This window comes from Ancylobacter polymorphus (assembly GCF_022836935.1).
Classification (GTDB): Bacteria; Pseudomonadota; Alphaproteobacteria; order Rhizobiales; family Xanthobacteraceae; genus Ancylobacter; species Ancylobacter polymorphus_A.
On the sequence record NZ_CP083239.1, the window covers coordinates 3,456,600 to 3,475,820 of the forward strand.

The 19,221-nt window shown below is 66.8% G+C and carries 20 protein-coding genes; 7 read left to right on the forward strand and 13 right to left on the reverse strand.

Annotation, left to right across the window (positions count from 1 at the left end; genetic code table 11):
• The first annotated feature begins 4 nt into the window (after positions 1–4).
• The 4 genes from K9D25_RS16440 to K9D25_RS16455 all read left to right on the forward strand — a co-directional run bounded on the left by K9D25_RS16440 (position 5) and on the right by K9D25_RS16455 (position 4,800).
• Positions 5–1,231 carry a threonine ammonia-lyase gene (locus K9D25_RS16440; protein ID WP_244376706.1) on the forward strand — a complete coding sequence of 409 codons (1,227 nt, stop codon included), beginning with the start codon at positions 5–7 and terminating at the stop codon, positions 1,229–1,231.
• 75 nt (positions 1,232–1,306) lie between these two features.
• Positions 1,307–1,822, forward strand: coding sequence for an RDD family protein (locus K9D25_RS16445; RefSeq protein WP_244376707.1), 516 nt, complete (start codon positions 1,307–1,309; stop codon positions 1,820–1,822).
• Positions 1,823–1,905: 83 nt separating this feature from the next.
• Complete coding sequence (locus K9D25_RS16450) at positions 1,906–2,655, forward strand: arginyltransferase (protein WP_244376708.1); 750 nt, start codon at positions 1,906–1,908, stop codon at positions 2,653–2,655.
• A 126-nt stretch (positions 2,656–2,781) separates the two neighbouring features.
• A complete protein-coding gene (locus tag K9D25_RS16455) occupies positions 2,782–4,800 on the forward strand; it encodes a PhoX family protein (RefSeq protein WP_244376709.1) in 2,019 nt (672 codons plus the stop codon).
• A gap of 101 nt (positions 4,801–4,901) precedes the next feature.
• On the opposite strand, the gene parC is transcribed toward K9D25_RS16455, so the two are convergent.
• From parC to rpoZ, 11 genes are all read right to left on the reverse strand, one after another.
• Positions 4,902–7,136 carry a DNA topoisomerase IV subunit A gene (parC, locus tag K9D25_RS16460; RefSeq protein ID WP_244376710.1) on the reverse strand — a complete coding sequence of 745 codons (2,235 nt, stop codon included), beginning with the start codon at positions 7,134–7,136 and terminating at the stop codon, positions 4,902–4,904.
• A 57-nt stretch (positions 7,137–7,193) separates the two neighbouring features.
• Positions 7,194–7,922, reverse strand: coding sequence for a DNA repair protein RecO (gene recO, locus K9D25_RS16465; protein ID WP_244376711.1), 729 nt, complete (start codon positions 7,920–7,922; stop codon positions 7,194–7,196).
• Between the two features lie 9 nt (positions 7,923–7,931).
• Positions 7,932–8,867, reverse strand: coding sequence for a GTPase Era (era, locus tag K9D25_RS16470; RefSeq protein WP_244376712.1), 936 nt, complete (start codon positions 8,865–8,867; stop codon positions 7,932–7,934).
• On the reverse strand, positions 8,864–9,583 hold the full coding sequence (gene rnc, locus K9D25_RS16475; RefSeq protein ID WP_244376713.1) for a ribonuclease III: 720 nt from the start codon (positions 9,581–9,583) through the stop codon (positions 8,864–8,866). Before rnc ends, era begins: the two co-directional genes overlap by 4 nt.
• Complete coding sequence (gene lepB / locus K9D25_RS16480) at positions 9,580–10,335, reverse strand: signal peptidase I (protein WP_244376714.1); 756 nt, start codon at positions 10,333–10,335, stop codon at positions 9,580–9,582. Before lepB ends, rnc begins: the two co-directional genes overlap by 4 nt.
• Before the next feature lie 133 nt (positions 10,336–10,468).
• Positions 10,469–10,879, reverse strand: coding sequence for a holo-ACP synthase (gene acpS, locus K9D25_RS16485; protein WP_244376715.1), 411 nt, complete (start codon positions 10,877–10,879; stop codon positions 10,469–10,471).
• 13 nt (positions 10,880–10,892) lie between these two features.
• On the reverse strand, positions 10,893–11,669 hold the full coding sequence (locus tag K9D25_RS16490) for a pyridoxine 5'-phosphate synthase (protein ID WP_244376716.1): 777 nt from the start codon (positions 11,667–11,669) through the stop codon (positions 10,893–10,895).
• Positions 11,666–12,259, reverse strand: coding sequence for an orotate phosphoribosyltransferase (gene pyrE, locus K9D25_RS16495; protein ID WP_244376717.1), 594 nt, complete (start codon positions 12,257–12,259; stop codon positions 11,666–11,668). Before pyrE ends, K9D25_RS16490 begins: the two co-directional genes overlap by 4 nt.
• A gap of 78 nt (positions 12,260–12,337) precedes the next feature.
• On the reverse strand, positions 12,338–12,526 hold the full coding sequence (locus K9D25_RS16500; RefSeq protein WP_244376718.1) for a CsbD family protein: 189 nt from the start codon (positions 12,524–12,526) through the stop codon (positions 12,338–12,340).
• Between the two features lie 66 nt (positions 12,527–12,592).
• Positions 12,593–14,794 carry a RelA/SpoT family protein gene (locus tag K9D25_RS16505; RefSeq protein ID WP_244376719.1) on the reverse strand — a complete coding sequence of 734 codons (2,202 nt, stop codon included), beginning with the start codon at positions 14,792–14,794 and terminating at the stop codon, positions 12,593–12,595.
• A 168-nt stretch (positions 14,795–14,962) separates the two neighbouring features.
• Complete coding sequence (gene rpoZ, locus K9D25_RS16510) at positions 14,963–15,349, reverse strand: DNA-directed RNA polymerase subunit omega (protein ID WP_244376720.1); 387 nt, start codon at positions 15,347–15,349, stop codon at positions 14,963–14,965.
• A gap of 245 nt (positions 15,350–15,594) precedes the next feature.
• On the opposite strand from rpoZ, the gene K9D25_RS16515 reads away from it, so the two are divergent.
• Both K9D25_RS16515 and K9D25_RS16520 read left to right on the forward strand, forming a co-directional pair.
• Entirely contained in the window at positions 15,595–16,212 is a 618-nt protein-coding gene (locus tag K9D25_RS16515) for an NYN domain-containing protein (RefSeq protein ID WP_421697698.1), read from the forward strand.
• A gap of 5 nt (positions 16,213–16,217) precedes the next feature.
• Complete coding sequence (locus K9D25_RS16520) at positions 16,218–16,889, forward strand: uracil-DNA glycosylase (RefSeq protein ID WP_244376722.1); 672 nt, start codon at positions 16,218–16,220, stop codon at positions 16,887–16,889.
• A gap of 4 nt (positions 16,890–16,893) precedes the next feature.
• Here K9D25_RS16520 and epmA read toward each other — a convergent pair whose 3' ends face one another.
• Positions 16,894–17,937 (reverse strand): EF-P lysine aminoacylase EpmA, encoded by a 1,044-nt coding sequence (gene epmA / locus K9D25_RS16525; RefSeq protein ID WP_244376723.1) that lies wholly within the window; start codon positions 17,935–17,937, stop codon positions 16,894–16,896.
• A 130-nt stretch (positions 17,938–18,067) separates the two neighbouring features.
• Between epmA and efp the strand changes: the two genes are divergently transcribed.
• Positions 18,068–18,637: an elongation factor P gene (gene efp, locus K9D25_RS16530; protein WP_244376724.1), complete on the forward strand. Its 570-nt coding sequence runs from the start codon at positions 18,068–18,070 to the stop codon at positions 18,635–18,637.
• Positions 18,638–18,709: 72 nt separating this feature from the next.
• Here the strand turns inward: efp and smpB are convergent, their stop codons facing one another.
• A complete protein-coding gene (smpB, locus tag K9D25_RS16535) occupies positions 18,710–19,183 on the reverse strand; it encodes an SsrA-binding protein SmpB (protein WP_244376725.1) in 474 nt (157 codons plus the stop codon).
• Positions 19,184–19,221: the final 38 nt, after the last annotated feature.

Genomic DNA, 19,221 nt, shown 5'->3' on the forward strand with positions numbered 1-19,221 from the left:
TTCGATGACTTTGCCCGTAACCCCCGCCGATGTCGCCGCCGCACGCAAGTTGCTGGATGGCGCGGTGCTGCGCACGCCTACCCTGCCGGCGCCGCGCCTTTCAGCGATTACGGGCGCGCATGTCTATGTGAAATACGAGAACCTGCAGGTTACGGCGAGCTTCAAGGAGCGCGGCGCGCTCACCAAGCTCTCCAGCCTTTCGCCGCAGGAGCGCGCCGCCGGCGTCGTCGCCATGTCGGCCGGCAACCATGCGCAGGCGGTGGCCTATCACGCCGCCCGCCTTGGCATCCGCGCCACCATCGTGATGCCCAAGCACACGCCGATCGTGAAAGTGGCCGCCACCGAGGCGCATGGCGCGCGGGTGGTGCTGCACGGCGAATCCGTCGGCGACGCCTCGGAAGAGGCCGACCGTATCGCCCAGTCCGAACATCTGGTCTGGGTCCACCCCTATGATGACCGACATGTGATCGCCGGCCAGGGCTCGATCGCCGCCGAGATGCTGGAGGACGCGCCCGACCTCGATTCGCTGCTGGTGCCGGTCGGCGGCGGCGGCATGATTTCCGGCATGGCGGTCGCTGCCCGCGACATGCGGCCGGACATCGAAATCGTCGGTGTCGAGACCCGGCTCTATCCCTCCATGTGGAACGCGCTGCACCAGCAGGCGCTGCCCTGCGAGGGCGCGACGCTGGCGGAAGGCATCGCGGTGAAGCAGGCCGGCACGCTGACGCGCGAACTCGTCTCGGCGCTGGTGTCGGACGTGGTACTGGTGGGCGAGCCGACCATCGAGCGGGCGGTGAACCTGTTCCTGACCCAGCAGAAGACGCTGGCCGAGGGCGCCGGCGCAGCGGGTCTCGCCGCCCTGCTCGCCGATCCCGACCGCTATCGCAGCCGCAAGGTCGGGCTGGTCGTCTCGGGCGGCAATATCGACCCGCGCATCGTCGCGTCCATCATGATGCGCGAGCTTGAGCGCGAGGAGCGCATCGTCTCCTTCCGCTTCTCCATGCTCGACCGCCCGGGCGAACTTGGCATCATCGCCAGCCTGCTCGGTGGCCTCGGGGCGAACATCCTGGAAGTGGAGCACAAGCGCCATTTCCTCGACGTGCATGCCAAGGGCGCCCGGCTCGACGTGACCGTGGAAACGCGCGACCGCGCCCATGCCGACGAGGTGTACCGCGCGCTGATCGAGAACGGCATGGATGTGGTGCGGGTGGACTGGCAGTCCGCCAGCTGACCGCGAGCGACGTGGCGCGGTGCTCTTGCTTGCACCGCGAGCCGCCCCCACCTGACGCTCCGGGAGGAAACCGGCATGTTCGACACCAGCGATGACGGGACGATGCGGCCCTATGCCTTCGATCCGCTCGTCGAGCCGGAATATTTCCGGGGCGTGCTGTTCCGGCGGTTCATTGCCTTCATCATCGACACGGTGCTGATCTGCGTGCCGGTCGGCATGGCGGCGCTGCTGATTTTCGTCTTCGGCTTCCTCACCTTCGGCCTTGGCTGGTTCCTGTTCAGCCTGCTGGGGCCAGGCTATGTGGTGTGGGCGCTGGTCTATGTCGGGATTACGCTCGGCGGGCCGCGCTCCGCCACCATCGGCATGCGGGCCATGGGCCTTGAGATGCGGCTGTGGCACGGCGCGCCGATGACGCCGATGCTGGCGGTGGTCAGCCTGGTCCTGTTCTGGGTGTCGGTGAGCGTGTTCACGCCCTTTGTCACTGTCATCGGCCTGCTCAACCGCCGCAAGCGGCTGGCGCACGACTTCATCATCGGCACCGTCGTCACCAATAATGACGAACGGGCCGGCGAATTGCGCGGCTATCGCTGACATTCGCGTTGAAGGGCGCAGCCAGGCTTTGACGTCGCGCCCGCGTCGCGCGATCCTTGTCGCCTTCGCAATGTGAACCCGCCGTGACCGAACATTCGCGCGACACACCGCAGTTCTACCTGACCGCTCCCTCGCCCTGCCCCTATCTGCCGGGCCGGCTGGAGCGGAAGGTCTTTACGCATCTGGTCGGTGAGCGCGCCACCCAGCTCAATGATGTGCTGACCCATGGCGGCTTCCGGCGCAGCCAGTCCATCGCCTATCGCCCCGCCTGCGAGCAGTGCCGCGCCTGCGTCTCGGTGCGCGTCTGCGTCGATGATTTCCGCGAGACGCGCAGTTTCCGCCGCGTGCGCCAGGCCAATGCCGATCTCATCGGCGACATCCGTGCCGCGATACCGACCGCCGAGCAGTATTCGCTGTTCCGCGGCTATCTCGACAGCCGCCATTCGGATGGCGGCATGGCGGACATGACCGTGCTGGACTACGCCATGATGGTAGAGGACAGCCATGTCCGCACCCGGCTCATCGAGTACCGTCGCCACGGGCCCGGCACGGCGATCAGCGGGCGCGGCCAGGGCGCGCTCTACGGCGTGGCGCTGACCGACGTGCTCGCGGATGGCCTGTCCATGGTCTATTCCTTCTACGATCCCGAAGAAATCAGCCGCTCGCTCGGCACCTATATGATCCTCGATCACATCGCCAAGGCGAAGGCGATGGGGCTGCCTTTCGTCTATCTCGGCTATTGGGTCGAGGGGTCGGACAAGATGAGCTACAAGCGCCGCTTCCTGCCGCAGGAACGCCTCGCCCCGTCTGGCTGGCTGCGGGTGGAGGAGTAGGTCGCCGGGCTGTCATATGACAGAATCATGCTCATGCGGCGCTGGCGTCATCGGGTTGTGACGCAGCGGCACTAGCTGTCTGGAACGCTTCCAACCCGGAGCGGGACAGATTGCCGGAGCCCCCCCATGACCGACAACTCCCTCGACCCCGTAAATGAATCACCCTTCCGCACCAGCCTGCTCGAAGAGGCTGACGGCGCGGGCAGCAACCCGACGCTCAATCCGACCATGGGCGAGCTGATCTCGCTCCGCTTCTCGCGCCGCGGGCTCTTGAAGGGCTCGCTGGCCGTTTCCGCCATTGCCGCCACTGTCGGCCCGGCGGCGCTGCTGACCGCCGAGAAAGCGCAGGCCGCCACGGATGGCGTCGCGGCCAATGGCTCGGCTTTCCGCTTCGTCGAGGTTGAGGCCGGCGTCGATGAAACCCATCACGTCGCCGAAGGCTATGACGCCGAGGTGCTGCTGCGCTGGGGCGACCCGCTCTTTCCCGACTCTCCCGCCTTCGACCCGAAGAACCAGACCGCCGAGGCCCAGCGCCGGCAGTTCGGCTACAATAACGACTATGTCGGCTTCATCCCGCTCGATGGCTCGCCCGAGCACGGCCTGCTGGTGGTGAACCACGAATACACCAATGAGCACCTCATGTTCCCCGGCATCGTCAGCGTCACGGATGGCAAGCTGAAGGTGGCGCCGGCGGACAAGACTCGCGTCGACATCGAGATGGCGGCCCATGGCGGCACCATCGTCGAAATCCTGAAGGTCGACGGCAAATGGCAGGTGGTGCGCGAGGGCAAGCTGAACCGTCGCATCACCTCGACCACGCCGATGCAGGTCACCGGCCCGGCTGCCGGCAGCGACCGGCTGAAGACGGTGGAAGACCCGACCGGCACCAAGGTGCTGGGCACGCTGAACAATTGCGCCGGAGGCGTCACGCCCTGGGGTACCTATGTGATGGCCGAGGAGAATTTTCACGGCTACTTCCTCGGCAAGCTGCCCGAGGGCCACAAGGAGGCGGCCAATTACAAGCGCTATGGCGTGCCGGAAGGCGCCTATGAGTGGGGCAACATCTACCCCCGCTTCGACCTCGCCAAGGAGCCGAACGAGCCGAACCGTTTCGGCTGGATCGTCGAAGTCGATGTGAACGACCCCACTTCCGTGCCGAAGAAACGCACCGCGCTCGGCCGCTTCAAGCATGAAGGCGCCGAGTCCATCGTGGCGAAGGACGGGCGCGTCGTGTTCTATCTCGGCGACGATGAGCGCTTCGACTATGTCTACAAGTTCGTCACTTCAGGCACGTTCAACCCGAATGACCGCGCCGCCAATATGGACCTGCTGGATTCCGGCACGCTCTATGTCGCCAAGTTCGACGCCGACGGCGCGCTGGAATGGATGCCGCTGGTGTTCGGGCAAGGCCCGCTGACCGCCGCCAACGGCTTCGCCAGCCAGGCCGATGTGCTGATCGAGACCCGCCGCGCCGCCGATCTGCTCGGCGCCACCAAGATGGACCGCCCCGAAGACGTCCAGCCGAACGGCGTCAACGGCAAGGTCTATGTGATGCTGACCAACAATACCCGCCGCAAGGACGAGCAGGTCGACGCGGCCAATCCCCGCGCCAAGAACGCCTTCGGCCACATCATCGAGATCGCCGAGGCGGATGGCGACTTCGCCGCCACCAAGGGCCGCTGGGAAGTGCTGCTGAAATGCGGCGACCCCTCGGTCGCCTCGGTCGGCGCGTCCTTCTCCACCGACACCACCCGCAATGGCTGGTTCGGCATGCCGGATAATTGCGCGGTCGATTCCGCCGGCCGGCTCTGGGTGGCGACCGACGGTAATAGCCCGAAGGACACCGGCCGCACGGATGGTCTATGGGCGGTAGACACGGAAGGTGGCGCGCGCGCGACCTCCAAGCTGTTCTTCCGCGTGCCAGTGGGCGCGGAGCTGTGCGGCCCGCTGTTCACCCCGGATGACCGCACCGCCTTCGTCGCCGTGCAGCACCCCGGCGATGGCGGCACCGACTGGGCGCCGTTCGGCCGGCCGTCCTATTACGAGGACCTCTCCACCCGCTGGCCGGACTTCAAGGACGACATGCCGGTGCGACCGGCCGTGGTGGTGATCACCAAGAAGGATGGCGGCGTCATCGGTTCGTGAACCGAGCCCTGCCGTTGGACTGAAGCCCTCTCCCCACAGGGAGAGGGCACTATCCGCACTTGTTCTTACCGGTTGGCGACGGGTGCCGCTTCCGAGCCGCCTCAGCCGAACTTGTTGTTGCGGGGGAAACCCTTGGGCGGCAGGCGGCCGGCCCCGGCGCGCTCGCCGCGCCATTCCGTGAGATCGGTCACGGTCCAGGTACGGCCGGACGTGTCGGTCCAGGTGAGACCCTCGGCGGCGGCGAAGACCTTCACGTCGCTCATCGCGCCGTCCTTGTAGCGCTGCAGCCGCACGCCGCGTCCACGGGTCATTTCCGGGATCTGGGTGAGCGGGAATACCAGCAGCTTGCGGTTCTCGCCGATGACCGCGACGCTGTCGCCCGTCGCCACCACGACCTTGGCCGCCTCCTGCGCATCGACGCCCAGCACCTGCTTGCCCTTGCGGGTATTGGCGAGGCAGTCATCCTCGGACACCAGGAAGCCGCGCCCCTCCTTCGCCGCGACCAGCAGGCGCCGCCCGCCGACATAAGGCAGCACGTGGAGGATATCCGCCTCCTGCTCCAGCTCGATGGACAGCCGCAGCGGCTCGCCATGGCCGCGCCCACCCGGCAGCTTCGACGCATCGAGCGTGTAGAAGCGGCCATTGGTGGCGAACACCAGCAGCTTCGCCGTCGTCTCGGTGAAGAAGCTGATCTTCAGCCGGTCATCGCCCTTGAAGACAAGCGAGGAGAGATCGGCCACATGGCCCTTCAGCGCGCGGATCCAGCCCTTCTCCGACACCACGACGGTGATCGGCTCGCGCTCCACCAGCGCCTCGATCACCGCATCCGCCTTGTGCGCGGACGCCTCGCCGAAGGTGGTGCGGCGGCGTCCGAGCGGAGTGTCGGGCGCGAAGCGCTTGCGCGTCTCCGCGAGCTGGCCGGCAACCGCCTTCCACTGGCGCGCTTCCGAGCCGAGCAGTTTCTCCAGCCCGTCCTTCTCCTTGGACAGGGCGTCATGCTCCTTGCGGATCTCGAATTCTTCGAGCTTGCGCAAGGAGCGCAGGCGCATGTTGAGGATAGCCTCGGCCTGCACATCGGTCAGCGCGAACCGTGCCATCAGCGCGGGCTTGGGCTCATCCTCCTCGCGGATGATACGGATCACCTCATCGAGATTGAGATAGGCGATGAGGTAGCCACCCAGCACTTCCAGTCGGTGCTCAATCTCCGCGAGGCGGTGCCGGGAGCGGCGCAGCAGCACCTCGCGGCGATGGTCAACCCATTCGCGCAGCGCCTCGACGAGGCTCACCACCTTCGGCACCTGCCCGCCGACCAGGACGTTCATGTTAAGCGGGAAACGCGTCTCCAGCTCGGTGACGCGGAACAGGCTTTCCATCAGCAGTTCGGCGTCGACATTCCGCGCGCGCGGCTCCAGCACGAGGCGCACATCCTCCGCGCTCTCGTCGCGCACATCGGCGAGAAGCGGCAGCTTCTTCTCGTTCAGCAGGTCGGCGATCTTCTCCACCAGGCGCGACTTCGGCACGCCATAGGGAATCTCGGTGACGACGACGACATAGGTGCCGCGCCCGGTCTCTTCCTTCTCCCAGCGCGCCCGCAGCCGGAAGCCGCCGCGACCGGTGGCGTAGGCGTCGGCCATGGAAGACGGCGATTCGATGATGACGCCACCGGTGGGAAAATCCGGGCCCTGGACGAATTTCAGCAGGTCGTCCGTGGTGGCGTTCGGATTCTGGATCAGGTGCAGGCTGGCGTCGATCAACTCAGCCGCATTGTGCGGCGGGATCGAGGTCGCCATGCCCACCGCGATGCCGGTGGAGCCATTGGCCAGCAGATTGGGAAAGGCGCCCGGCATGACGACGGGCTCTTCCGTCGTGCCGTCATAGTTGGGGCGGAAATCGACCGCGTCCTCGTCGATGCCATCGAGGATCAGCCGCGCCACTTCGGTCAGCCGGGCTTCGGTGTAGCGCTCGGCGGCGGCGTTGTCGCCATCGATATTGCCGAAATTGCCCTGCCCGTCGACCAGCGGGTAGCGCTGAGAGAAGTCCTGGGCGAGGCGCACCATGGCGTCGTAGATCGCCGCATTGCCGTGCGGGTGGAACGAGCCCATCACGTCGCCGACGATCTTCGCGCTCTTGCGGAAGCCGCCGCCGGGGTCAAGCCGCAACAGGCGCATGCCATAGAGAATGCGGCGATGCACGGGCTTCAGCCCGTCGCGCGCATCCGGCAGGGCGCGGTGCATGATGGTCGACAGCGCATAGGCGAGGTAGCGCTCTTCAAGCGCCGCCTTCAGCCCGATCGGCTCGATCGTGCCATCATCGGTCGGAATCGGTGGCTCACCCATGCCCCTTGCTAGCGCGAAGCGCAGGCGGGAACAAGACGCGAACGCGCGGCCGGAAAGCTATCCACCGGGCCGTTTCAGCGCCGCGAGCAGCGAGGCGCGGGCATCGGGCAGCGGCAGGCCGCGCGGGTCGAACACACGGCGGGCGAGGAAATGGCCGGTGAGCGCGAAGGCCGCCTCCACATCCTCCGGCAGCGGCGGTTCGGCGACCTCGGCGATGAGGAAATAGGGCAAGGTGAAAAGCTGCGCCTGCCAGGGCGCGCCGGCGTCCCGGCTCACGGCGCGACCGGATTTCGGCGAGACATAGAGCAGGTCGTTGCGCCCGCCGGTGGCGGCGCAGCGCTCAAGATCGAGACCGAAGCCGAGTTCGGCCAGCATGTTCAGCTCGAAGCGGGCGATCATCATGCCGGTGAGCCGCTCATGGTCGAGATGGGCGACCATGGTGGCGAGCATGGCGTGCAGCGCCGGGTGCGGATCGCGTTCGGGCAGAAGGCGAACAAGACTGCCGATGTGGCTAAGGGCAAAGGCGGAATGAGCCCTGCCCATCAACCTGCCGGCATGCGCGGCGGTGACTTCCAGCGCGAAGGTGCCGAGATGCTCGTCGAGCCGGGCGTGCCAATTGGCCCGCACCTCGTTGCCCGGCTGCAGCGCCGCCGCCTGCCGCCGCGACCCGCCGCCGCGCACCAGGCCGAGATGCCGGCCATGGGCGGCGGTCATCAGTTCGACGATGGCATTGGCCTCGCCGTGCCGCCGCACGCCGAGAATGATGCCCTCGTCGGACCACTCCATCGGGCAGCCTCACTCCTGCGGGAATTCCAGCCCCATCTCACGGTAGCGGGCGGGATCGTCGGCCCAGTTCTCGCGCACCTTGACGAACAGGAACAGATGCACCGGCGCCTCGACGATCTCGGTCAGTTCCTTGCGCGCGGCCATGGAGATCGCCTTGATGGTCTCGCCGGACTTGCCGAGCACGATCTTCCGCTGGCTTTCGCGCTCGACGAAAATGGTCTGCTCGATGCGTACCGAGCCGTCCTTGCGCTCCTGCCAGGAGTCCGTCTCGACAGTGGAGCGGTAGGGCAGTTCCTCATGCAGCCGGTGGAACAGCTTCTCGCGGGTGATCTCGGCCGCGAGCGAGCGCATCGGCGCGTCGGAAATCTGGTCCTCCGGGTAGAGCCAGGGGCCGAGCGGCAAGAGTTGCGCCAGCCACTGCCGCAGTTCCTTCAGCCCGTCGCCGGCCAGCGCGGAGACCATGAACAGCCGGTCGAAACTGATGAGTTCGGCGACCTTGGCAGCGAGTTCGAGCAGGTTCTCGCGCTTCACCAGGTCGATCTTGTTGAGCAGGATCGCGCGCGGCCGCTTCACATCCGCCAGGCCACGGATAATGGCCTGCACATCTTCGGTCAGCCCGGCGCGGGCGTCGATCAGCAGCACCACGGCGTCGGCATCGCCCACCCCGCTCCAGGCGGAGCGCACCATCGCCTTTTCCAGCCGGCGCTTGGGCGCGAAGATGCCGGGCGTGTCCACCAGCACGATCTGCGTCGCGCCTTCGATCGCGATGCCGCGCACCAGCGCGCGGGTGGTCTGCACCTTGTGCGAAACGATGGACACTTTGGTGCCGACCAGCGCGTTGGTCAGCGTCGACTTGCCGGCATTGGGCGTGCCGATGAGGGCGACAAAGCCGCAGCGCGTGTTCTCGGCGGGTGCGTCGGGAGTTTCTTCGATGGTGTCGTTCATGCTGTGACCCGTTGGAGAAACGCCGCAGCCGCGGTCTTCTGAGCGTTCTGCTTGGAGGAACCGGTCGCCTCGACCGGCTCGAAGCCCGGCACGTCGACGGCAATGCGGAATTCGGGATTATGGTCGGGCCCGGAACGCTCGACCAGCCGGTAATGCGGCGGCGGCAGGCCCCGCCCCTGCGCCCATTCCTGCAAGGCGGTCTTGGGGTCGCGGGCGGAGCTTCCGGGGGTGGAGAGGCGGGCGCGCCAGAAGCGCTCCACCATCGCCTCGGCGGCGGCAAAGCCGGCGTCGAGATACACCGCCGCCAGCACCGCCTCCACCACATCCGCGAGGATGGCGGGGCGCTCGCGCCCGCCTGAGCGGTCCTCGCCGGCGCCGAGCCGCAGATGCGGCCCGAGCCCCATGGCGAGCGCCACCTCGGCGCAGGCTTCCTCGCAGACGAGATCGGCGAGGCGGCGCGACAGCTCGCCTTCCTCCGCCTGCGGGAAGGCGCGGTAGAGCATGTCGGAGACGATCAGCCCCAGCACATGGTCGCCGAGGAATTCGAGCCGCTGATAGGAGCGCACCCGCGCCTTCGAGCCCTGCACGCCGGTGACGGCGCTGATATGGGTGAGCGCGAGCCGCAGATGCGCCCGGTCGGCGAAGACATGGCCGAGCGCCGCTTCGAGCGCCTCCAGGCCGGCGTCGTCGGCGACGCGGTTCTTGCCGCGTGTCATCGCACGAAGGTGAAGAGACGGTCCCAACGCACCGTCCACGGCCACTTCCAGAACTGCCAGGCCGCGTCGCCTTCCTTCACCGAGAAGAAGATGACCTGCGCGCGGCCGATCAGGTTCTCATAGGGCACATAGCCAACCTGGCTCAGCACCCGGCTGTCGGTGGAATTGTCGCGGTTGTCGCCCATCATGAAATAGTGGCCGGGCGGCACCTTATAGACATCGGTATTGTCGTAGAACCCGTTCTCGACGAGATCGAGCGTGTAGTAGCTGACGCCGTTGGGCAGCGTCTCGGTCCAGCGCTTCACGCGCTCCACCCGGCCATTGCCCTCATCGTCCATCCAGTAGCCGGCATCCTCGCGCTTCACCGGCACGCCATTGATGTGCAGCAGCCCCCCGATCATCTGGATCTCGTCGCCGGGAAGGCCGATCACCCGCTTGATGTAATCCGTGCTCTCATCGCGCGGTAGCTTGAACACCACCACATCGCCGCGATTGGGCGTGGAGCCGAGAATGCGCCCGTCGAACAGCGGCGGCGAGAGCGGCAGGGAGAAGCGGCTGTAGCCATAGCTGTATTTGGAGACGAAGAGATAATCCCCAACCAGCAGCGTCTCCTTCATCGACCCGGAGGGGATGTTAAAGGGCTGAAACAGAAAGGTGCGGATCAGCAGGGCGATCAGAAACGCCTGAAGGATGACCTTCACGGTTTCGCCGAGGCCGCCTTCCTGCTTCTTCGGTTCGGTGGTGGACGTCATGTTGCCTTCCGGTGCGCTCAGCGGCACGGCATGCGCCGCGCGAGGCGGCCGTGCGGCTCCTATAGCCGCTCAATCCAGCGGCGGCAACGCGGCCCGCTCACGATCGCACGAGGTGACGCGTCGGCAGGGTGGCTTATCCGCCGCTGGATATGGGAACCGCGCTGATGATGACGAAGGCCTGCGCCAGCGGGCCGTCATCGGTGATGGTCAGGTCGATGCGCGCCTCATGGCCGGCGGGCGTCATCGCATCGAGGCGCGCCTTGGCGCCACCCGTGAGATTCATGGTCGGCCGGCCGGAGGGCAGGTTGACCACGCCCATGTCGCGCCAGAACACGCCCTGCGCCAGCCCGGTGCCGAGCGCCTTGGCGCAGGCCTCCTTGGCGGCGAAGCGCTTGGCATAGCTTTCGGCCCGGCGGGCACGGCGATCCGACTTGGCACGCTCCACCGGGGTGAACACCCGGTCGAGGAAGCGCTCGCCGTGCCGTTCCAGCACTTCGGCCACGCGCCGCACGTCGGTGATGTCGGAGCCGATGCCGAGGATCACGCCCTGCTCTCCTTCACGCCGCCTGCGGCGCCCCGATACGGGCCCGCCCGCGCGCCATGGCCGCACGCATCTGGCGCACCGCACCTTCCAGCCCGACGAAGATGGATTCGCCGATGAGGAAATGGCCGATATTGAGTTCGCGGATCGGCCCGATGGCCGCCATCACTTCCGCCGTGGCGAAGTCGAGCCCATGGCCGGCGTGAATCTCCAGCCCCAGCGCGCTGCCCTGGCCCGCCGCCGCGATCAGCCGCGCCAGTTCGGCCTCGGCCTTGTCCGTCTCGCCGGCGGCGAGAAACTCGCACCAGGCGCCGGTGTGAAGCTCGATCACCGCCGCGCCGATATCGGCGGCGCGCGCGATCTGCTCGGCGTCCGGTGCCACGAATAGCGAGACGCGAATGCCGGCCGCGCCGAGCTTTTCCACCTTGTGGGCGAGATCTATGCCGCCGCCGATGACATCGAGGCCGCCTTCGGTGGTGCGCTCCTCGCGCCGCTCCGGCACAAGGCAGGCAGCATGCGGGCGCTGCTCAAGGGCAATCGCGACCATCTCGTCGGTCGCCGCCATCTCGAAATTGAGCGGCACCGTCAGTTGCTCGCGCAGGCGCCGCATGTCGCTGTCGCGAATATGGCGGCGGTCCTCGCGCAGATGCGCGGTGATGCCGTCGGCCCCGGCGGCGCAGGCCAGCTGGGCGGCGCGCACGGGGTCAGGCAGATCGCCGCCGCGTGCATTGCGGATGGTGGCGACGTGGTCGACATTCACGCCGAGGCGGATGGGGGGAACGATGGCAGTCACGCCTTCACCCCCTGAATGCCGCGCGAACCCGGCTTCACCGCCGGCAACGCCGCAAGTTCCGGCGGCAGCGCATCGGCGGGATAGGCGGGAATGTCGAGCTTCGCCAGCGCCACCAGCGGCACGCCGAGATCGGCCTTGCCATTGGAACGGTCGATGAGGCAGGCGGCGCCGACCACATTGGACGTGTGCTCGGCAATCGCGGCGAGGCATTCGCGCGAGGACAGGCCGGTGGTGATGATGTCTTCCACCATCAGCACCTTCGCCTCGGGCGGAATGGTGAAGCCGCGGCGCAGCTGGAAGGTGCCGCCTTCGCGTTCCACGAACACCGCCATGGCGCCGAGCTGCCGGGCCGTTTCATAGCCTGGAACGATGCCGCCGACGGCGGGCGAGACCACATAATCGATCTTGCCGAACGCGGCTTCCGCCTTCTCCGCCAATGCCTTGCACAGGCGGGCGGTGCGCACGGGATCCTGGAAGATGAACATCTTCTGCAGGAACACAGGGCTGCGCAGGCCGGAGGAGAGAATGAAATGCCCTTCCAGCAGCGCCCCCGCCGCACGGAACTCGGCCACCACCTCGTCTTGTGTCATCGCGAACGCCCGGAGCAGGTTACGGAATGGGTGGCGTGATAGCCCATAAGGCCGGCCGCGTCACCCGTCCGTCACGTCTCAGGCGCGGGCGACCGCGCCCTCGCGCCCCGCGCGGCTGCGGGCTTTGGCGCAGGCCAGAGCGGCTTCGCCGGCGAGCTGCTCGACCCGGGCACTGGCGACGCGGTGCGCGTCGCCGGCCAGCCGACCCCAGAACGCCTTGGCGGCACCCGACACGATACGGACATTGGCCTGAATCTGTTCGGTCATCGGTGTCTCCTGCATTGGCGTCATGGGACTGCCGAGGAAACGCCGATCAGGGTTAACGGTTCCTTATCACCCATTCACTCGTTCGACACTGGAGACCACCGGACGGGCACGCAGATCGGTGAGAATGCCGTTGAGGTGCCGCAGATCATAGACGCCGATGTCGATCACCATCCGGGTGAAATCGGCCGAGCGCGAGGACATGCGCAGATTGTCGATATTGCCGTCACGCTCGCCGATCACCTGGGCGATCTGCGCCAGCGATCCCGGCTCATTAGTGGCGACCACGACGATCTGCACCGGGAAGCGCTGCGGATCGTCCTCCTCCACATCCCAGCGCACATCGAGCCAGCGCTCCGGCTCCTCCTCGAAATCCTGCAGCGCGGGCGACTGGATGGGGTAGATGGTGATCCCCTCGCCCGGCGAGAGGATGCCGACGATGCGGTCGCCCGGCACGGCGCCACCATTGGGCGCGAAACGCACCGGCAATTCGCGGTTGATGCCACGAATGGGAATGGCGGTTTGGGGATCGGGATCGCTCTCGATGCCGGGGATCTTGAATTTGAGGCTCTGCCCCTTCTCCAGCTCGAACCAGCCCTCGCCCTTCAGCGCCGCGCGCTCTTCGGGACGCGGGCCGGTCCATTCCGGGTGCACCGCCTTGACCACATCGTCGGAACGCATCTCGCCGCGCCCGACGGCGGCATAGACATCCTCCAGCGAGGCGCGGGCGAGACGGCCGACCGAGGCGGCCAGCTTCTCCTCGGAAAACACCTTGCCGGCCCGCACAACGGCGCGCTCGACGATCTTCTTGCCGAGCCCGGCATATTGCGCCCGCACGGCGGCGCGGGTGGCGCGGCGGATCGCGGCGCGCGCCTTGCCGGTGACGACGATGGATTCCCACGCCGCCGGCGGCGTCTGCCCGGCGGCGGTGATGATCTCCACCTCGTCGCCATTCTGCAGTTCGGAGACCAGTGGCGAAATCTTGCCGTTGATCTTCGCCCCCACCGCCCGGTCGCCGACCCCGGTATGCACGGCATAGGCGAAGTCGATCGGGGTGGCGCGGCGCGGCAGGGTGATCAGCCGCCCCTTGGGGGTGAAGCAGAACACCTGGTCGTGGAACAGTTCGAGCTTGGTGTGCTCCAGGAACTCTTCGGGGCTAGACCCCTCCGCCAGCAACTCGATAGTACGGCGCAGCCAGGCATAGGCGCTGGATTCACGCGTCAGCGGGTCCGAGCCGCCCGTATCCTTGTAGAGCGCGTGCGCGGCGATGCCGTATTCGGCGATCTCGTGCATCTGCCGGGTGCGGATCTGCAGCTCGACACGCTGGCGGCCAGGCCCGACGACGGTGGTGTGAATGGAGCGGTAATCGTTCTGCTTCGGCGTCGAGACATAGTCCTTGAACCGCCCCGGCACGAGCGGCCACTTGGTGTGAACCACGCCGAGCGCCGCGTAGCACTCCTCCACCGTCTCGACGATGATGCGGAAGCCGTAAATGTCGGACAGTTGCTCGAAGGCGACGGATTTGCGCTCCATCTTGCGCCAGATGGAGTGCGGGCGCTTCTGCCGGCCGGTGACGAGCGCGCCGATCCCCTTCTGGGCGATGGCGTCGGAGAGTTCGCGCTCAATGGCGGCGACGAGTTCGCCATTGCTTTCCTTCAGCGCCTGCAGCCGACCGAGGATCGAATCATAGGCTTCCGGCGAGAGCTGGCGGAAGGAGAGGTCCTCCAGCTCCTCGCGCATGTCGTGCATGCCCATCCGCCCTGCGAGCGGCGCATAGATGTCCAGCGTCTCCTGCGCGACGCGGGAGCGTTTTTCCTCCGGCACCCATTTCAGCGTACGCATATTGTGCAGGCGGTCGGCGAGCTTGACCAGCAGCACACGCACATCGTCGGCGATGGCGAGCAGCAGCTTGCGCAGGTTCTCCGCCTGCTTCGCCTGCTTGGACACGAGGTCGAGCTTCTTGATCTTGGTCAGGCCCTCGACCAGCGCGCCGATCTGCTGGCCGAAGATCTTGTCGATCTCGTCGCGGGTGGCGTCGGTATCCTCGATCGTGTCGTGCAGCAGCGCCGCCACGATGGTGGCGTCGTCGAGCTTGAGGTCGGTCAGGATGGCGGCGACTTCGAGCGGGTGCGAAAAATAGGGATCGCCGGAGGCGCGCTTCTGCGTGCCGTGGGCGCGCATCGCATAGACGTAAGCGCGGTCAAGCAGCGCTTCGTCGGTATTGGGATTGTACCGGCGTACGCGCTCGACGAGCTCGTACTGCCGCATCATGACAGGGACTCGCGAGAAGGATCGGCCGGGGCGGCCGCTCTGCTAGATATCATCCGCAAGGCCGGCCAGCGCAAGCCGCATGTCGCGGAAATGGCAGGCAAAACGGAAACGGCCCGGCGGAGGGCCGGGCCGTGACGATGGGATGAGGGCTATCGCCCGAGGGCCGTGTCAGCCTTCGTCGTCGTCGCTCGGCTCCGGCGGCACCAGCCCCTGCAGGCCGGCGAGCAGCTCTTCCTCGGTCATGCGGTCGAGCATGACATCGGAATCGTCGCCGCTCGACGACTGGGAGGCGATCATCGGAACGGTCTCGGGCTCCGGCTCGTCCACCTCGGTGAACTTCTGGAGCGAGTGGATGAGTTCCTCGCGCAGATCTTCCGGCGAGACGGTCTCGTCGGCGATCTCGCGCAGGGCGACAACCGGGTTCTTGTCATTGTCACGGTCAACCGTGATCGGCGCGCCGGACGCGATGGCGCGCGCCCGATGGCCGGCAAGAAGGACCAGCTCGAAGCGATTGTCGACCTTGTCGATGCAGTCCTCGACGGTGACGCGAGCCATGCTTCGGCACTCCTGACGGGAAAGGGAAGCGGGGTCCTTAAACCAATCCGGCCGAAGGGGCAAGCGCTCCCGACCCGGATGCACTGCCCTGCCCTCACCTTGCCGCGATCAAAATTGGCGGACAACCGCCGCCGTCGTCTCGCCGCCGCCATAAATCGGTTATGTCTATAGAGTGGACGGTTTCCGGCATCGGCGCGTGCCGGCGTGGGTCGTCGCACATTTATCAGTCCGGGTATTTTCTCATTATGGTCAACGGCATGGAAAAGATCGCCCTCTTCATTGACGGGGCAAATCTGTACTCCGCCACCAAGTCTCTCGGTTTCGATATAGACTACAAGCGGCTTTTGAAGGAGTTTCAGGGGCGCGGCTATGTTCTGCGCGCCTTCTATTACACCACGCTCGTCGAGGACACGGAATACTCCTCGATCCGCCCGCTGCTCGACTGGCTCGACTATAATGGCTACTCGGTCGTCACCAAGCCGGCGCGGGAGTTCACCGACAGCCAGGGTCGGCGCCGGGTGCGCGGCAATATGGATATCGAGCTGGCGGTCGCCGCCATGGAGCTCGCCGACCATGTCGACCATATCGTCCTGTTCTCCGGCGACGGCGATTTCCGCTCGCTGGTGGAGGCGGTGCAGCGCAAGGGCGTGCGGGTGACGGTGGTGTCCAGCATCCACACCCAGCCGCCGATGATCGCCGACGAGCTGCGCCGTCAGGCCGACGTGTTCCTCGATCTCGTGGATCTGCAGGCCAAGGTTGGCCGCGACCCGGCGGACCGTTCCGGCCGCATGCAGGAGACGCCGCGCTTTCTGGAACGCCGCGCGCCCGCGCCCGCCCCCGACGACGACGCGGCGGATTCCTGACGCCGATGGGCGCGGTTTTCGACGCTTCGCCCGCAGTGGCGGTGCCGGAGCCGCCGCGTGACTGCCCGCTCTGCCCGCGCCTCGTCGCCTTTCGCGACCATTGGCGCGCGCAGGAGCCCGGCTGGCACAACGCGCCGGTGCCCTCCTTCGGCCCAGAGGACGGGCGCCTGCTCATCGTCGGGCTGGCCCCGGGGCTGCGCGGGGCCAACCGGACCGGCCGTCCCTTCACCGGCGACTATGCCGGCGAGTTGCTCTATTCGACGCTGATCAAGTTCGGCTTCGCCACCGGCACGTTCGAGGCCCGGCCGGACGATTCACTGCGGCTGGTCGATGCGCGTCTCACCAATGCCGTGCGCTGCGTGCCGCCAGAGAACAAGCCGACCACGGACGAAATCCGCACCTGCCGCCCGTTCTTTTCCGCAACGATCGGGCTGCTGCCGAGCCTCAGCGCCATCGTCGCGCTGGGCAAGATCGCCCATGACCAGGTGCTGGCGGCGCATGGCGAGCGCTTGTCGCACCACAAGTTCGCCCATGGCGCCGTGCACCGCCTGGGCGATCTCGTGCTTTTCGACAGCTATCACTGCTCGCGCTACAACACGAATACCGGCGTGCTGACGACGGAGATGTTCCACGCCGTCTTCGCCAAGGTGCGGGCCCATATCGACACGCTCGGCTGAGCGGTCAGGGCGCGACCGGCGCCCACAGCACATCCTCGACCCGCCGCGCGCCGCAGGCCAGCATCGCCAGCCGGTCGAATCCGAGCGCGATGCCGGAGGCTTCCGGCATCTGCGCCAGCGCAGCGAGGAAATCCACGTCGATCGGGTAGCGCTCGCCGTAAAGGCGCTCCTTCTCATCCATCCACTGGACGAAACGGCGCCGCTGTTCGGCGGCGTCGGTGAGTTCGCCGAAGGCATTGGCGAGTTCGACCGCCGAGACATAAAGCTCGAAGCGCTCGGCCACGCGCGGGTCGGCCGCCTTGGGGCGCGCCAGCGCGGCTTCCGAAATCGGGTATTCGCACAGGATGGTCGGCCGGCCGACACCGAGATGCGGCTCGATCTTCTCGACCATGACGCGGGTGAACACATCCGCCCATGTGTCATCCGCCGCCACGCGGATTCCCGCGTCCCGCACCGCGTGCCAGAGCGCGTCGCGGTCATTCGCCTCCACGCCCACCGTCGCCATGAGCTCGATGCCGGCGAAGCGGTCGAACGCCTCCGCCACGGTCAGCCGTTCCGGCTCCTTTGTGACCTCGCAGGCCAGGCCGCCATACTGAAAAACCCCCGTTCCGGCGGTCTCCGCCGCCAGGGCCAGCAGCGCAGCGCAATCGGCCATCAGCGCCTCATAGGTCTCCCGGGCACGGTACCATTCCAGCATGGTGAATTCGGGATGATGCAGCGCCGTGCGCTCACCATTGCGGAAGACACGGGCGAAGGTGAACAGCCGCGCCTCGCCCGCCGCCAACAGCTTCTTGGCGGTGAATTCCGGCGAGGTGTGGAGATAGCGCGGCGTGCGCTCTCCATCCGGGCGCTCCAGCTGGGTGGTGAAGGCCTTGAGATGCGTCTCGTTGCCCGGCGACACCTGCAGGATCGGCGTTTCCACCTCCATGAAGTCCCGCGCGGCGAAAAAACCGCGCAGCGCCGCCTGCAGCCGCTGGCGGCCGATCAGGAAGGGCCGCCGGTCGGCATGGCGTGCGGGCGACCACCAGGGCGAGGCGGCAATCGACATGGCATTCTCCGGCGCGCAGATGCGCCCGCGGCGGGGTTGGCGGAAGACGGACGCGCTTGTATAGGAGGCCCCGACAGAATCCCAGCGGTGCCCCGCGCGAGGCGGCGCACCCAACAGCCAGAGGACCGAAATGGTCAAGGTCATCGCCAGCACGCTGCGCAAGGGCAACGTGGTCGACATCGACGGCAAGCTCTATGTCGTGCTTACCGCCGACAACATCCACCCCGGCAAGGGCACTCCGGTGACCCAGCTCGACATGCGCCGCATCTCCGATGGCGTGAAGATCTCCGAGCGTTACCGCACCACCGAGCAGGTGGAACGCGCCCATGTCGAGGATCGCCCCTTCACCTTCCTGTATTCGGATGGCGAGGGCTATCACTTCATGAACCCGGAGAATTACGACCAGGTGGCGGTCCACCCGGACGTGGTGGGCGACCAGGCCGCCTATCTCCAGGAAAGCATGCAGGTCATGCTGAAGATGCACGAGGGTGTCGGCATCGCCATCGAACTGCCGCAGCGCGTCGTGCTCGAAGTCACCGAGACCGAGCCTGTCGTGAAGGGGCAGACCGCCTCTTCCTCCTACAAGCCGGCGATCCTCTCCAACGGCGTGCGCTCGGCCGTGCCGCCGCATATCGGCGTGGGCACCCGCATCGTCGTCATGACCTCCGACGGCTCCTATGTCGAGCGCGCCAAGGACTGAGCGGCCCGACAGACAGAATCAAAAAGCCCGGCCAAGTGCCGGGCTTTTCTTTTGTTTTCAGTTACCGCGGCGTCAGCCCCGATCGCGCAGCAGACGCTGCTTGTCGCGGGCCCAGTCCTTCGCCTTCAGCGCCTCGCGCTTGTCATGCGCCTTGCGGCCGCGGGCGATGGCGATCTCCACCTTGGCCCGGCCCTGCTCGTTGAAATAGATGCGCAGCGGCACCACGGTCATGCCCTCGCGCTCCACCGCCTGCCAGATCTTGGCGATCTGGCGCTTGTGCAGCAGCAATTTGCGCGGGCGGCGCGGCTCGTGGTTGAAGCGGTTCGCCTGCAGATATTCCGGGATGAAGGTATTGTAGATGATCGCCTCGCCGGTCTTGGCGGAGACATAGCTCTCCGCCACCGTGGCGCGACCGCCGCGCAGGCTCTTCACCTCGGTGCCCGACAGCGCGATGCCGGCCTCGAACACCTCGCCGATCTCATAGTCGAAACGCGCCCGCCGGTTGTCGGCGACGACCTTGCGTTGTTCTGTCTTCTTCTCAGCCATCGCTTTGCTCCGAACCGGAGCGCGCGCCCCGATCTGAC

What these genes read in the sequence shown, in the direction of transcription:
- K9D25_RS16455 (WP_244376709.1), top strand. Translation starts at nt 2,782, where the DNA reads ATGACCGACAACTCCCTCGACCCCGTAAATGAATCACCCTTCCGCACC.
- parC (WP_244376710.1), bottom strand. Translation starts at nt 7,136, where the DNA reads ATGGGTGAGCCACCGATTCCGACCGATGATGGCACGATCGAGCCGATC.
- recO (WP_244376711.1), bottom strand. Translation starts at nt 7,922, where the DNA reads ATGGAGTGGTCCGACGAGGGCATCATTCTCGGCGTGCGGCGGCACGGC.
- era (WP_244376712.1), bottom strand. Translation starts at nt 8,867, where the DNA reads ATGAACGACACCATCGAAGAAACTCCCGACGCACCCGCCGAGAACACG.
- epmA (WP_244376723.1), bottom strand. Translation starts at nt 17,937, where the DNA reads ATGTCGATTGCCGCCTCGCCCTGGTGGTCGCCCGCACGCCATGCCGAC.
- smpB (WP_244376725.1), bottom strand. Translation starts at nt 19,183, where the DNA reads ATGGCTGAGAAGAAGACAGAACAACGCAAGGTCGTCGCCGACAACCGG.
- K9D25_RS16520 (WP_244376722.1), top strand. Translation starts at nt 16,218, where the DNA reads ATGGGCGCGGTTTTCGACGCTTCGCCCGCAGTGGCGGTGCCGGAGCCG.
- rnc (WP_244376713.1), bottom strand. Translation starts at nt 9,583, where the DNA reads ATGACACGCGGCAAGAACCGCGTCGCCGACGACGCCGGCCTGGAGGCG.
- K9D25_RS16440 (WP_244376706.1), top strand. Translation starts at nt 5, where the DNA reads ATGACTTTGCCCGTAACCCCCGCCGATGTCGCCGCCGCACGCAAGTTG.
- pyrE (WP_244376717.1), bottom strand. Translation starts at nt 12,259, where the DNA reads ATGACACAAGACGAGGTGGTGGCCGAGTTCCGTGCGGCGGGGGCGCTG.
- K9D25_RS16515 (WP_421697698.1), top strand. Translation starts at nt 15,595, where the DNA reads ATGGTCAACGGCATGGAAAAGATCGCCCTCTTCATTGACGGGGCAAAT.
- K9D25_RS16445 (WP_244376707.1), top strand. Translation starts at nt 1,307, where the DNA reads ATGTTCGACACCAGCGATGACGGGACGATGCGGCCCTATGCCTTCGAT.
- K9D25_RS16500 (WP_244376718.1), bottom strand. Translation starts at nt 12,526, where the DNA reads ATGACCGAACAGATTCAGGCCAATGTCCGTATCGTGTCGGGTGCCGCC.
- rpoZ (WP_244376720.1), bottom strand. Translation starts at nt 15,349, where the DNA reads ATGGCTCGCGTCACCGTCGAGGACTGCATCGACAAGGTCGACAATCGC.
- lepB (WP_244376714.1), bottom strand. Translation starts at nt 10,335, where the DNA reads ATGACGTCCACCACCGAACCGAAGAAGCAGGAAGGCGGCCTCGGCGAA.
- efp (WP_244376724.1), top strand. Translation starts at nt 18,068, where the DNA reads ATGGTCAAGGTCATCGCCAGCACGCTGCGCAAGGGCAACGTGGTCGAC.
- K9D25_RS16505 (WP_244376719.1), bottom strand. Translation starts at nt 14,794, where the DNA reads ATGATGCGGCAGTACGAGCTCGTCGAGCGCGTACGCCGGTACAATCCC.